This window comes from Candidatus Nitronereus thalassa (genome assembly GCF_032191465.1).
GTDB lineage: Bacteria > Nitrospirota > Nitrospiria > Nitrospirales > UBA8639 > Nitronereus > Nitronereus thalassa.
Map to the genome: position 1 here is coordinate 2482671 of NZ_JAQOUE010000001.1, position 13032 is coordinate 2495702.

Genomic DNA, 13032 nt, shown 5'->3' on the forward strand with positions numbered 1-13032 from the left:
AGCCTACCCTTTTCCTCCCTTGGATTACTTCTTAGTGCTCTAAACAAGGTGGGGTTGGAAATTAAGGCCGCCTCAGGCCTTACAGTACCGCATTATTCTTTTTTGGGGCTTGTTCGTCGGAAAAAAATATCAAGGAAGTTTTAGTTGAATAGGCGATTAGGTATGAAAGAGGTGTGAAAAAGGCAGGTCTTGCTGTGGTTCTAATAAGCAAGGTTACACGGCTTCTTTTTTGGCTTCGTGGGCGTAGAGGTATTGGTGGGGGACGGGTCGGAGATCCCAGACTAGGCCAAGCCACGAGAGCAGGACGAGTCCATAATAGGTCAAATCAATTTCCCACCAGAAAAATCCCTGACGGGCAGATGAGGCGTAATGGTGGTGGTTGTTGTGCCACCCTTCGCCTAGGGTGAGGAGGGCAAGGAACACATTGTTTCGGCTTTGGTCACTTGTCTCATAGCGTCTCTTCCCGATCAAATGGGAAAGAGAGTTAATCGTGCTGGTGGCATGTAACAAGACCACCGTAGAAATAAAAAATCCCCAAATCAGCATTTGCATCCCGTTGGTGCCAAGACCGGGCGCATAATGTTCCAGTAATGTTCCAAGTCCAAAAATTCCCACGGCAAAGAGGAATGGGATCAAGGTATCAAAACGATTGAGAAACTGTAACTCGGGGAATCTTGAAAAGTCCCCGACCACGTCATGCTTGGTGGAAAAGTTTTGTTTGGAGGTGAGCCAACCAATTTGACTCCACCAAAATCCGCTTTGATGTGGGGAGTGCAGGTCATTTTTTTTATCCGAATGTCGGTGATGGATGCGATGATGAGCTGCCCACCACAGGGGACCCCGTTGGACGGCAGTGGCTCCGACTAGGGCAAATATAAATTGACAGGTCCGAGAGGTCCGAAAAGCGCGATGAGAAAAGTAGCGATGATAGAATCCGGTGATGGCAAACATTCGAATTCCATACAGTGCCACGGCTACCGCCACGGCAATCCCGCTCCATCCTACCCATAGAACACCAAGACACATGAAATGCATGATGAAAAACGGAGCAGACTGTACCCAGTCTATCTGATGATGCTCTTTAGACGTGGGTTTGTGATCAACCGCGTGGGCATCAAACCAACGAATAATGGACGTCACGAATTTTGGACGGCTTAAGAAGGACATGCATTAACTCCTGTGTTTCTCACAAAAGTCACAAGGTTTGAAAAAGTAAACGAATTGGTCATGAAGAATCAAGAGGGGCGGGTCTCAAGATGAATGAAAAACTATTCTACCATTATTCGCTTCCAATGGATAGAAGTTCCTGAAAATAATGATTGAACAGTCGATTCTGGGGGTCATATCGCTTTCGGGTTTCCTCAAAGGTGTTCAGCCTGTCTCCAAAGGCCTTTCTGGCCTGGCCTTGGGTAATGCCATAACTTTGGTTAAAGAGTGGCACGCCTCCATGGTCACTACAAAACTCGTTGTAAGCCAGCAGGAACTCTTTCCACCCTGGATCGCCAGTTGAAACGGGATCAATACTGACCACTGGTTCATGAAACGAGTACGAGAATAGGGACTGTTGGTCCTGGGCAATCCGGTATCCCACATTAAGCATATTGCATCGATACCTATTTGATCGGTAATAGGCCCGGCAAAATTGAAAGTAGTCCCGCAGGGTTTGGAGAAAGGACTTTTCTGGAAATGCCCAAATACTGAAGGTATAGCGGCTCATTCCAGATTTTTCGGGATATCGGATAATTTGATCCGTGGGGCTCGTATGCGGACTTCGAAGAATATAATTCATGGAAAATCGAAGCAGTATTCCAAAAGTATCCAAGATGAAATAACGGAGCCCCTTTATGGGAACCAATTTCGTGACAAGAAACGCGAACAGCGGTGAAAAATTTTTCCACACAATATTCCTCGCCCACCAGACGAATCGAGATGGGGCCCGGTCATTCCGGTCATGATATTTTCTAAATTCAATGGTAATTTTGTTATCGAAGGGCCATAAGTACATCATGATGGCTTCGGGTTTACCAAAAATGGCGGGAAGCGATTGGGCAAAATCTTCAAGATCAAAGGTCTCATGATAGACGGCCATGGACTGTAGGGGTCTAATGCGAAATGTCGCTTCAAAGATAACACCCAACAATCCATAACTGGAGCGCATGATTTGTAACAGGTCAGGCTGGGCTTCCGTGACTTCAAGCACTTCACCTGATGGTAAAACGAGTTTCATCCCTGCGACATAGGAAGCCACCTGTCCCCATTCCCCAGGCATGGAGGAATCCTTGGTCCCACCACATGCCGCGCTTCCTATGGATAGATTGCCAAGTTCGACGTTTACATAAAATTGCAGGCCCTGTTTCTCCAGTTCCTTGGCCACGTCAATATAAAGAGCCCCGGCTTGGGCGGTGACGGTATCCGAGCCGATCGACACAATCTTATTCATGCCGGTCATGTCGATATTGGTTCCCTCATTCGCCACGGCGCACCGAGTGGTGGAATGATTGGACCCCGTGGCGCGAACGGGGCTTGGATACTTCGAGGAATCAGTGAGGACTCGAACGATATCATCGACCGAATGTACGGTAACGACCTCCTTGGGGTGAGAAAGCAAATCCCCAAACCAATTTCGTTTTTCCATAATAAGATCCAGCCGAATGCCTAGACGCTACTCGTTTCTGAAAAATGCTTCGTCATCTTCGGCTCCAGGTCGTGGTTTCCAATCTAATGAGTAGTATTCTCCACGATCCCGAGCCCAGGGATCGAAGGCGTTGACGACGTGTTCCAGCTCTCCGCTCAATTCAGGCATCGTTCGGAGAAGGATGCGCTTCATCGGCAACATTTCTTGCTCATGATCATTGGGCTTGCCCTTTTCCATGACTTTTCCGGTCGGTCCATTGTCATTGACCCAATCCACCCCTAAGTAAGAATAAAACTCGGGACGAAAGCTGGACGTAAAAAACCGATCGCTGTACAACCGGCGAGAGGCGTTGAGAATAAACACCACAAACTGTGTTTCGGAAATGGCGAATCCATGCGGGCGTGTGGATTCAGCCAAATAGCCCACAATCGTATCCACGTCCTCAATATTATCCACAACCGTACCATCTGGATGACCCAAACAATCATTGATGGGAGATCCATCATCGTTTACCTGAGATTGGGTAATGATCTTCGAGGCATCACAGCGGTGCTGGCCATAAACCTCGCGCAAGGCTTTCACGAGTTGTTCCTGCTCCTCACGCGCGGGTGAATCTGCAGGCAATCGTTCATCATTAAAGTCGTTAAAACTCGTCAATTGTTTGAGAGCATATTGTCTTCGAAACTCGTTGTATCGTGGAATCCCGCGTTCGCGATCTCTAATGAGGTCCAACGCGGCCACGTCGATTTTGTGTGTCGAAGAGTTCAGATGAGGGATCGTCAAATTTTGCAAAAATTGTGGATGGTTCTGCAGTGTGAGTAGGCCTAATCGTTGACGGCCTAAACTTGTCGCCCAATTGGCCAATCCCCGACTCCGCATGGCTTCCGTCGCCTTAGCGCGAAAGGTGTCCACCACTGGCACTTTTTCTTTGACCACATTGGGGTTCGAAAGTTCTCGGTATTCTAAAAGGTCCGGTACTAAGGGGTGCAGCCGATACACGGAGATAAATTCTTCAGGAAAGTTAAAGGGTGATCCAAAGTGATTCACGCCTCCGTTCACATGATCGGGATTCGTCAGATCCCAAACATCTTCTTTGAGCGGAAACAGTCCTGACAGGACCGTCTTCCCTCGGTAGCGTTCGTTTCCAAGACCGAAAATTCCTGGGCCAACGGCAAAAACCGAATACCACGTAGTTTGTTTCTTCGAATTTTCCGATTCCCCAAAATTATTCACCACGACTTGTTCCAAGGCTTTAGCGACCAGAGGGTGCTCGGCGAACAGGCCACTCCAGTTGGAATTCATGCCCTTGTACAGGGCCTCGTTGTAGAGTAGCTGGGTGGTCCATTCGATCGTATGAATTTTCGCAATCTCGGCTGACACCACAAGGCGTGCGGCTTGATAGAGTTCTTCCGGGGTGACGTCTTTATAAGCAATGACCGTATTGGGGTTCACAGGATTTCGTAGCCCGGAATCTTCATCTGGAGTGTTTGCTGCGCGTTTCCGGAACTTCTCCACAAAAAGATTATGCTCACGAGCGAATACGTTATGAAGAAAACTCAAGCCCACGGTCCAGTTATCCGGAAAGGCTGCGGCTTCTTGACCTTGCCAGGCGTCATGCATAGGATCGGAGGAGTCCATCAATGGAAGATAGCCCAACTCGTTGGATGGGTTTCCTTGTGTATTTCTTTCAACCAACAATAGTTTAGCGGGGTCGGAGGGATCTCGTTTCACTCTTTGTAGAGAGGTCTGGTCGTACCCGTAGAGTTGGGAAGCATCCCACCAGGCCGTCACATGGTTGTGAAAAGTCTTTGGTGCTCGCGTCAGATATGATTTCTGATTATGGGTAAAAGTTTCAGGTTCGCTGTCTTCAGCAACTAGGGTTTTCCCGATGGCATCGCCGGGTCGGCATCCCAGTTGGGAAATGTCCTTGTCCGATAAGGACCTTCCTCCGAGATCCGTCCTACACCCAACTGTCATTGATTCGGGATGGTTGTTGCCTTCATCTAAATGCGCGAACCAGTCGTGGGTCATAAATTGAATCCAATATGCCGCAAGTACATTGAAGAACGGGGCCTTCTTGTAATCGCAATTGGCCTCTTTGGAATATCCTTCCAAGCCCGAACCCTCTTGGCATTTCGAGGGGTCAGACTGTGTGCGGGTGAAAAGCTTTCTGCTAATGATTTGAGGATCAGGCGTTAACAGTCCGATGCGTTCGCCATGTCGGTTGCGGATCAATTCCGTGCGGCTCAATTCGGAAAAGGTCTCATCGAATTCCACATTCCTGGCAAAGAGCATTCCCGTCGAGCCCATCAAGGGATTTTTGATATCGTTACAAATTCCCATAAGTGTTCGCTGGCGAATGAGTTCCCCTTGGCATAGTTGACCACTTTCTGTGGAGACATCTTGAAAGTGGGGATGCCCTGCGGGCAGTTGCATTTCAGGCCAAGTTTTGAGGGCAGGACCGTCAATCCCTTCACGACCTTTAATATAATGTTCAAAGGTACGGCTATTGTCATAGAGGTTAAATTTAATTAATCCGATCCGCTGAAGTTCCAGATCAAGGAGGGCGCCGTTAATGCCTCGTCCATTGGGACTCAACGGCCCAGTGCTTTTTATAATCCCTTCTCTTTTGGAAGTGGCGTCGCCCACGGCATAGTAATTGGCCCAGTCGTTCCATGGGGTGTCGCGTTGCGCTGCCGCTTCGGTTCCGCCGCGACACAAAGCGGTCTGTTCGGAGACTTTTCCCAGGAATCGGTTTTCCCGTTTTTTCGCCAGTGTGAGAACACCGGTGACGAGTTTTCCCTTGCAGCTCTCTAGAGAAATTTTTTCTTCTTTCCGGCTCCCATCGGTCACGCATCCGAACAAAAGGGAAAGAGGTAATATGCATGCGAGTAGCAACGAGCGACCAGTAGAAGTATTCTTCATGAAATTTCTCCAGATGGGTTAATCACCAATAGATAACAACGTGTCATGATACATCGAGTTCAAATGAGGCTGAGATGGCGTCAGGGTTAAGAGAGAGGAGTCGGCATCAGGCCGATGGTTGGGGCGTTTTGGGAAATTCCTCTTCCATTTCGTCCCCGTGAGCCAACCTCTTGTCAGCCTGGTCTTGAGAATGACCAATGAATTCGGAGTGGAATCATAAGAAATTCACGATGTTTAGTAAATCTTTTTTGTATGCTTGCCCACAGACCGTCCATATGTCCTGGGCTAGGTTCGTATTTGGTTTCCCTAGATCCTTAACCTGGAGAAAACGTCCTTGAGTGAGGAGCCTCGTTCTGTAGGGAATGGGGCTCCTTTTTTGGGGAGAGCGGATCACTAGAAATTTTTTGGCACAAATTCATCCTACTTCCAAGAATCTGTGGAACCACTCATTTAAAACGAACTCAAATCAATGAACATTAAGGAAGCAAAATTTCATAGAGCTCTCCTCATTCTTAGGGGCCTCGGTGGAAAAAATAGTTTAGCCCATGATTTCTTGGTCCGAATATTTCCGTAGTTGGAACAGGTCCATGCCATTCAAACCCTTAAAAATTGAAGATTTGCGAATCGGACACTATGTCAAGCTAGAGTGTTCATGGTGGAGGCACCCTTTCGCCAAAAACATTTTTAAAGTTACCACCGCAGCTGAACTCCGCCTTATAAAGAAAATATCAAAACTTACGTTGTTTTATGATCCTGAGCTTTCGGATACCGGCTCGGAAATAGAAGAAAAACCACCAGAGGGTCAAGGATATTCCTTTCCTGGATCTTCTGCGCAGGTGAGTGGAGATCAAAAGGTTCACTTATTTGATGCAGAGCGCCAAGATAGAGAGGAAGAAGCCAAAGAACATAAGATCAGGGTTCTGGCGGAGGATCGCGGAAAGCGGCGCGAAGCTTATCGAGAACGGAGAAACCAACTCAAGAAAACGGAACGGGCTTATGAAGACGCGGCAAAACAAACCAAAATTGCTCTCAAAAATATGGCATCCGGTGATATAGCCGGGTTACGCATGGCAGAAAATTTGCTATCGGACTTGACCAAGTCGTTGGGGGAGGACCGAATTGTCATGGCCCTTCTCGAGGTGATGAACTCTAAGGATACTGAAGATCCGCTTTTTGTTCATGCCATGAATGTCTGTGTCCTTTCGATGTTGGTGGGAAAAATCATGGGACTATCAGGAAAAGATTTGACGACATTAGGATTGGGCGCGTTGGCCCATGACATCGGATATCTCAAAATTCCGCGAGCTGTGTGTTTAACCACAGCTGGATTTGCGAGGGAAGGAGCAAATTTAAAACTCCACATTGAGGCAGGTCTTTCCGGAATTGGACGAATTCCTGAGTTTCCGGAACCCGGGATACAAATCATTGCGCAACATCATGAACGTCTTAATGGTCGGGGATATCCCCATGGACTCACCCGAGACCAAATTTCCCTTTTAGCCAAAATTGTGATGATTGTCGATGAGTACGATGAGCTGTGTAACGGTCAGGACGACGAGGAAGGGTTGACTCCTTACGAAGCACTCTCCCTCATGTATAAAAATGCCACGGTAAGGAAAACGGGAGAATTTGATGAGGAAATTCTGATTCTCGTCATCAAAACCCTGGGAGTCTATCCGCCAGGAACATTGGTGGAATTGAATGACGGGTCGATCGGGGTGGTCATTAGTATCAATCCTCAATGCCGAACAAAGCCGCAGGTTATGATTTATGAGTCTGATGTTCCGCAGGATGAAGCCGTCATTGTCGATCTATCTCAAGATGAAGAATTATCCATTGAAAAAAGTCTTCGTCCTCAGGAGATCAGTAAAGTAGCAAAAAACTATCTTTGCCCAAATCGGGTTACAGGTTTTTTCCCTTCTTCATCTGAAATTTCACTTTTCTCACAAGCCAGACAGGCAGTTTCCTAACCATCCATTCAGTGGCTTGGCTCCTTCCTGATTGGACCGTTGAGCGAGTCGGAAACTAAGTGTCATCGCCAATGTGAAATTTGGGTAACATTCAGAAGAACCTTAAACAGTACCCAATTAATATAACTCCATTCTTTTTCTTTAGCTTACCTCTTAAAAAACCGAAATAATCCTTATGTAACAAGGTTTTCGATCCGCTTTTATGACAATGGGTTAATCCGCTATGCCTTTTAAGCCTTTGAAAACAGAAGACCTTGCTCAAGGAATGTTTGTGAAGCTGGATTGTTCCTGGTGGCGGCATCCCTTTGCCACGAACAAGTTTAAGGTCACCTCTCAAAAAGATTTAGAAACCATAAAAAAAATTACTAACCTAAAACTGTTTTATGATCCCAACCTCTCCGATGTATTACCTCCCTCGGAAGAAGATCCCGACAGTTCCGTTACAGCCAGAGAAATAGTTCCAGAAGTAGCTCCAATTCCAGAAAGTCCTGTGGAGGCAAAAGTAGAGAGAGAAGAGGATTCGGATATACTTCCTGGAGATAGGAAAGAACGCACAAAGGCGTTTAAGGAACGGCGTGATCAGATCAAACGCTCGGAAGAGGCCTATCAGGAATCCACCAAGCAGGCCAAAGTGGCGCTCAAGAATTTGTCGGCAGGGGATCCCAGGGGCCTACAAAGTGCGGAAAAAATTTTAACGAACTTGACGAAATCTTTGTCCAGCGAACGAACACTCATGGCACTTCTCGAAGTGATGAACTCAACAGAAATTGACGATCCGTTGTATTTTCATGTGATGAACGTCTGCGTGTTGTCCCTCCTTGTAGGAAAAGAATTGGAGCTCGAACAAGCAGACCTTATGCACTTAGGACTGGGGGCGTTGTCTCATGACATCGGGTTTTTGAATCTCCCGAGGCAACTCCGTCTGACCAAGCCAGGATTTGTGCATCAAGCGGCTGATCCTTCTCTCCATATCGAGCAAGGATTGAAAAGCGTGTTGAAAATGGAGGATTTTCCTGAAGCCAGCATCAAGATTATTGCTCAACATCATGAGCGGCTCAATGGGAGTGGTCATCCCAATCAATTGGCTGGGGATGAGATTTCCCTGTTAGCTAAAATCGTCATGGCTGTCGATGAATACGATGATCTCTGCAATAACCCCAATCGCCAGCAAAACCATACTCCGTACGAAGCTCTTTCTCAGCTGTATAAGAATGCGTCTGTCAACCAAACCGGGGAATTCGATCCCAATATTCTGGTTGTTCTCATAAAGGCGCTTGGTGTTTATCCTCCAGGAACGGTGGTCGAATTGAGCGACGGTTCCGTGGGTGTTGTGGTGAGTATTAATTCCAATACTAGAACCAAACCTCAAATAATGCTCTACGTTCCCAATGTTTCCTATGACGAAGCCGTCATTGTGGATTTGGCAAAGGAAGAAGGCTTGACGATTCAGAAAAGCTTAAAGCCTAAGGAATTGAGCCGGGCCGTCCGTGAATACTTGAGCCCTCATCGAGTGACGGGATACTTCCCCTCTGCCGTGGGAATATCTGTGGGAGCGTCGCCTCAACCAGTGTTGAGATAGTTGATTCTTCTCTGACCTGTAGTCATTGTGACAAACCTCGTTTTTCGGTATAACCCTCTCAAATAGTTCTTCCCTTTCAGGTGTACTTCGCCATAAATTCATGTGGCATGGGTGGTAATTTCAAGGAGACAATATGCGAACGGTTATCTTCACACTCGTGTTGATTCTCATGCCTTCTGCTTTTGCTTTGGCAAAGGTTCAAACCCAAGCCATTTCCTATCAACATGGTGAAGTTCAGCTTGAAGGTATTCTTGCTTGGGATGACTCGATAACCGGCAAGCGTCCGGGCATCTTAGTCGTCCATGAATGGTGGGGATTGAATGACTACGCGCGCGACCGTGCTCGACAACTTGCGCAACTGGGCTATGTGGCGTTTGCCGCGGATATGTATGGAAAAGATAAGATCACGGTTCATCCGGATCAAGCAGGTGCCTGGATGAAGCAGGTGCAAGCCAATGTAAGCCAATGGCAGGCTCGAGCCATAAAAGGATTGGCGGTGTTACGAAGCCAAGAGCAGGTGGATCCAAAAAACATTGCCGCCATCGGGTATTGTTTTGGTGGGGCGACGGTCATCCAGTTGGCTTATAGTGGAGAAGAGATCAAGGGGGCGGTCAGTTTCCATGGAGCCTTGCCATTGCCAATAGGGAAGCAAGCGACTAAGGTGAAAACCAAGATTCTAATTGCACATGGCAATGCCGATCCGTTTCAGAAAGAGGACCACATTCGAAAATTCAGAAATGCCTTGGACAAAGCCAACGTTGATTGGCAGATGGTATTCTACGCCGGTGCCCGGCACAGTTTCACTGACCCCGGTGCGGATGCGCGTGGCATGGATGCCCTCAAATATGATCAGGCCGCGGATGTTCGATCATGGAAACATATGCAACTTTTTTTTGATGAAATCTTTTTGACCCCCTAAATGGTGCCCTTCTTACATTCAAGTTTGATCCCGCCTCTCTCTCATGGAATTGTTTGACATTCTTGCTATCGTTATCAGCCTGACCGCTGGCTTTGCCTACCTCAACCATCGATTCATTGGGCTGCCCGTCACCATCGGCGTGATGGTCATTGCCTTGTTAGCCTCGTTACTTCTTCAAATAATTGATCTTGCCGGCTTGCACCTCGGGGATCATGCGGCGCGGTGGCTCTCTAGCATTGACTTCAATGCCACGCTCCTTCATGGCATGCTCAGCTACCTTCTCTTTGCGGGAGCCCTGCACGTCAAACTCGATGATTTGCATGAACACAAATGGACTATTGGAATATTAGCTACGGTGGGGACGGTGGTCTCGACCTTTTTAGTGGGGACAATAACCTGGTGGGTACTTGGACTGTTGGGCGTCGCGCTCCCCTTAGTCATGTGTCTGGTGTTCGGAGCCCTCATTTCCCCAACCGACCCTATTGCCGTTCTGGGGATTTTAAAAAATGCCAAAGCACCCAAAAGTTTGGAAGTAAAGATTACCGGGGAGTCATTGTTCAATGATGGTGTGGGGGTGGTGATCTTCCTCGTCTTGGCGGAAATCGCTACAAGCACGCATGAACCCACCATGAGTCATATGGCAGGACTCTTCGCCCAAGAAGCCATTGGTGGCACGCTTTTTGGTTTAGCCTTGGGGGCGCTAGGCTATGGCCTGCTTAAAAGCATCGACCAATACCAGGTAGAAGTCATTATCACCTTGGCGCTGGTCACCGGTGGCTATGCTCTGGCCGATGCCCTACATCTTTCGGGGCCGATTGCCATTGTGGTAGCGGGCCTGGTCATTGGGAATCAAGGGCGCCGTTTCGCGATGTCTGAAAAAACTCGGGAACATCTGGATGTGTTTTGGGAACTGCTCGATGAAATCCTGAATGCGGTTCTCTTTGTACTGATCGGCCTGGAAGTGTTGGTTCTCACTTTTACCCAAGAATATCTGCTCGCAAGCTTAGCGCTTATTCCCTTAATTTTGCTTTGTCGCTTGGTGGCCATCGGATTGCCCATGACCCTGCTTCGTCGGGTGCGCACATTTTCGCCTGGTGCGATCTGGCTGATGACCTGGGGCGGACTACGTGGGGGAATCAGCGTGGCCTTAGCCTTATCGTTACCAACGAGCCCGGAACGAGACGTGATCCTAGCGATCACCTATGCGGTAGTCGTGTTCTCCATTGTGGTCCAAGGATTAACTATGGAGAAACTGGTGAAACGCCTGTCCGTATCCTGAAGGCGTTCGGTGGAGTAGTTGGAGACAATTAAGAAAGCCAGCCTAAATAATGTTCTGATCGAATTTCGTCCTATGATGACTCTCTTTTGGATCGCTCTACCCGAGACTCAAGCATAGCTTCTTGTACGGTCGTACAGGGGTCTAACAGGGCTTTGGTCAAGGCGTCCATGGCTTGCTGGGCGTGTTGAGTCTCATGCGGGTGGCGCTCCCGAGGGGGGTGAAGTTTCTTGCTCGCTGTGGGTTTCTTCCGATTCGCTAATCCTATCTGCATGGTCTGGGCCAGTTGCGCTCGTGGGTCGAGTGTCATAATGCCTTTGTGTGTGTAAGCCCCCATGGGCCGTGGGTGAGTAAATGGTTCTCACTGACGAGGTACGCAAGGGTCGTACCAGAATTCCTAATTCAGCGCGGTAGTTGGGCTACACCAAAAACTATGATGCCTAGAGGACCTTTCCTCGCTCAGGAATTCATCGGCTATTCGCGCGACAAAAAAGAGTCATAATTTTGGCAACATAAGTCATGGACACCGACACCATTAATTTCATTCTTGCCATTCTCAGCGCGGGGTTTTGGCTGCCGATCGGCATTCTTCTAATTTTGAAGAGACATGCCTTGACTGTGTTGGCCTCGTTGGATGAGGGGCCTACTCAGAACTGGCCGAAAGTCACCGTGGTTATCCCGGCGAGAAATGAAGAACGCAATGTGAACCAAGCGCTCCAGTCAGTTTTAAGGCTGGATTATCCTGACCTGCAGATTGTGGTGGTGAATGATCGGTCCACGGATGGAACCGGAAGCATTTTGAAACAATTGGCGGAACAGGATCCCCGGCTAACGCTCATGCATATTCAATCGTTACCGGACGGGTGGTTGGGGAAAACCCATGCCCTTCACATGGCGGCTCGGCAGGCGCTAGGAGAGTTTATTCTTTTCACCGATGCGGATATCGTGTTTCATCCTTTGGCACTTAGAAAAGCCATGAGCCATGTTCAAGCCAACCGGTTGGATCATCTCACGGTGGTACCGGAAGACACCATGCCCGGGTTTTTTCTCAGATCGCTCTCCGCGACCTTTGGGATCTTCATGTTTATGCTGTTTCAACCCTGGAGGGTACGAAATCCGAAAAGCCGACGGTACATGGGCATAGGAGCGTTCAATCTTGTCCGAACCTCGGTCTATCGGGCCATCGGTGGCCACCAGGCCATTGCACTGAGGCCTGATGACGATCTCAAGTTGGGAAAATTGGTGAAGCTGAACGGCTTTCGGGCGGATGTGCTCAATGGCCAAAGTATGGTTACAGTGGAATGGTACCGATCCGTACCCGAATTGATTCAGGGTTTGATGAAAAACATGTACGCCGGAATGGAGTATCGCCTGTCGCTGGTGATTTTGGCGACCATTGGCTCTTTACTGTTTCACATTTGGCCGTGGATCGGGATGTGGGTGACCACAGGAGTCCCGCAAATCTTGTATGCGCTCACAGTACTCATGATGGTCGGAAGCTTTGGGATTGCCATGGCGCCACACGGAGTCAAACCTTGGCAAGGGTTACTCCTTCCCCTGACCATTAGTCTGTTGGTGTATATCCAGTGCCGAGCGACCATTTTGACTCTCTGGCAAGGAGGCATTTACTGGAGGGAGACCTTTTATACCTTGAAGGCTTTGAAAAATAATAAAGTCTAATATCCCAAGCATCTATTTGTCAGCCTCAAAGCGAAAAATTAGGATTCC

General features: G+C 48.2%; 9 protein-coding genes. 5 read left to right on the forward strand and 4 right to left on the reverse strand.

Annotation, left to right across the window (positions count from 1 at the left end):
* Nucleotides 1–213: 213 nt before the first annotated feature.
* From PPG34_RS11255 to PPG34_RS11265, 3 genes are all read right to left on the reverse strand, one after another.
* Nucleotides 214–1167, reverse strand: coding sequence for an acyl-CoA desaturase (locus PPG34_RS11255; protein ID WP_313833398.1), 954 nt, complete (start codon nucleotides 1165–1167; stop codon nucleotides 214–216).
* A 112-nt stretch (nucleotides 1168–1279) separates the two neighbouring features.
* On the reverse strand, nucleotides 1280–2635 hold the full coding sequence (locus PPG34_RS11260; RefSeq protein WP_313833399.1) for an FAD-binding oxidoreductase: 1356 nt from the start codon (nucleotides 2633–2635) through the stop codon (nucleotides 1280–1282).
* A gap of 27 nt (nucleotides 2636–2662) precedes the next feature.
* On the reverse strand, nucleotides 2663–5560 hold the full coding sequence (locus tag PPG34_RS11265) for a peroxidase family protein (RefSeq protein WP_313833400.1): 2898 nt from the start codon (nucleotides 5558–5560) through the stop codon (nucleotides 2663–2665).
* A 587-nt stretch (nucleotides 5561–6147) separates the two neighbouring features.
* On the opposite strand from PPG34_RS11265, the gene PPG34_RS11270 reads away from it, so the two are divergent.
* The 4 genes from PPG34_RS11270 to PPG34_RS11285 all read left to right on the forward strand — a co-directional run bounded on the left by PPG34_RS11270 (nucleotide 6148) and on the right by PPG34_RS11285 (nucleotide 11307).
* Nucleotides 6148–7530: a cyclic di-GMP phosphodiesterase gene (locus PPG34_RS11270; protein ID WP_313833402.1), complete on the forward strand. Its 1383-nt coding sequence runs from the start codon at nucleotides 6148–6150 to the stop codon at nucleotides 7528–7530.
* Between the two features lie 223 nt (nucleotides 7531–7753).
* Complete coding sequence (locus tag PPG34_RS11275) at nucleotides 7754–9109, forward strand: cyclic di-GMP phosphodiesterase (RefSeq protein WP_313833403.1); 1356 nt, start codon at nucleotides 7754–7756, stop codon at nucleotides 9107–9109.
* Between the two features lie 133 nt (nucleotides 9110–9242).
* Nucleotides 9243–10028 carry a dienelactone hydrolase family protein gene (locus PPG34_RS11280; protein WP_313833404.1) on the forward strand — a complete coding sequence of 262 codons (786 nt, stop codon included), beginning with the start codon at nucleotides 9243–9245 and terminating at the stop codon, nucleotides 10026–10028.
* Between the two features lie 43 nt (nucleotides 10029–10071).
* Nucleotides 10072–11307: a cation:proton antiporter gene (locus tag PPG34_RS11285; protein WP_313833405.1), complete on the forward strand. Its 1236-nt coding sequence runs from the start codon at nucleotides 10072–10074 to the stop codon at nucleotides 11305–11307.
* 70 nt (nucleotides 11308–11377) lie between these two features.
* Here the strand turns inward: PPG34_RS11285 and PPG34_RS11290 are convergent, their stop codons facing one another.
* On the reverse strand, nucleotides 11378–11614 hold the full coding sequence (locus tag PPG34_RS11290) for a hypothetical protein (RefSeq protein ID WP_313833407.1): 237 nt from the start codon (nucleotides 11612–11614) through the stop codon (nucleotides 11378–11380).
* A gap of 209 nt (nucleotides 11615–11823) precedes the next feature.
* Here PPG34_RS11290 and PPG34_RS11295 point away from each other — a divergent pair, with 209 nt between their 5' ends.
* Complete coding sequence (locus tag PPG34_RS11295; protein ID WP_313833408.1) at nucleotides 11824–12984, forward strand: glycosyltransferase; 1161 nt, start codon at nucleotides 11824–11826, stop codon at nucleotides 12982–12984.
* Nucleotides 12985–13032 lie beyond the last annotated feature (48 nt).

Bases quoted from the DNA above. Each gene is read 5' to 3' on its own strand.
- PPG34_RS11275 (WP_313833403.1), top strand. From the start codon at position 7,754: ATGCCTTTTAAGCCTTTGAAAACAGAAGACCTTGCTCAAGGAATGTTT.
- PPG34_RS11260 (WP_313833399.1), bottom strand. From the start codon at position 2,635: ATGGAAAAACGAAATTGGTTTGGGGATTTGCTTTCTCACCCCAAGGAG.
- PPG34_RS11270 (WP_313833402.1), top strand. From the start codon at position 6,148: ATGCCATTCAAACCCTTAAAAATTGAAGATTTGCGAATCGGACACTAT.
- PPG34_RS11255 (WP_313833398.1), bottom strand. From the start codon at position 1,167: ATGTCCTTCTTAAGCCGTCCAAAATTCGTGACGTCCATTATTCGTTGG.
- PPG34_RS11280 (WP_313833404.1), top strand. From the start codon at position 9,243: ATGCGAACGGTTATCTTCACACTCGTGTTGATTCTCATGCCTTCTGCT.
- PPG34_RS11265 (WP_313833400.1), bottom strand. From the start codon at position 5,560: ATGAAGAATACTTCTACTGGTCGCTCGTTGCTACTCGCATGCATATTA.
- PPG34_RS11285 (WP_313833405.1), top strand. From the start codon at position 10,072: ATGGAATTGTTTGACATTCTTGCTATCGTTATCAGCCTGACCGCTGGC.
- PPG34_RS11295 (WP_313833408.1), top strand. From the start codon at position 11,824: ATGGACACCGACACCATTAATTTCATTCTTGCCATTCTCAGCGCGGGG.
- PPG34_RS11290 (WP_313833407.1), bottom strand. From the start codon at position 11,614: ATGACACTCGACCCACGAGCGCAACTGGCCCAGACCATGCAGATAGGA.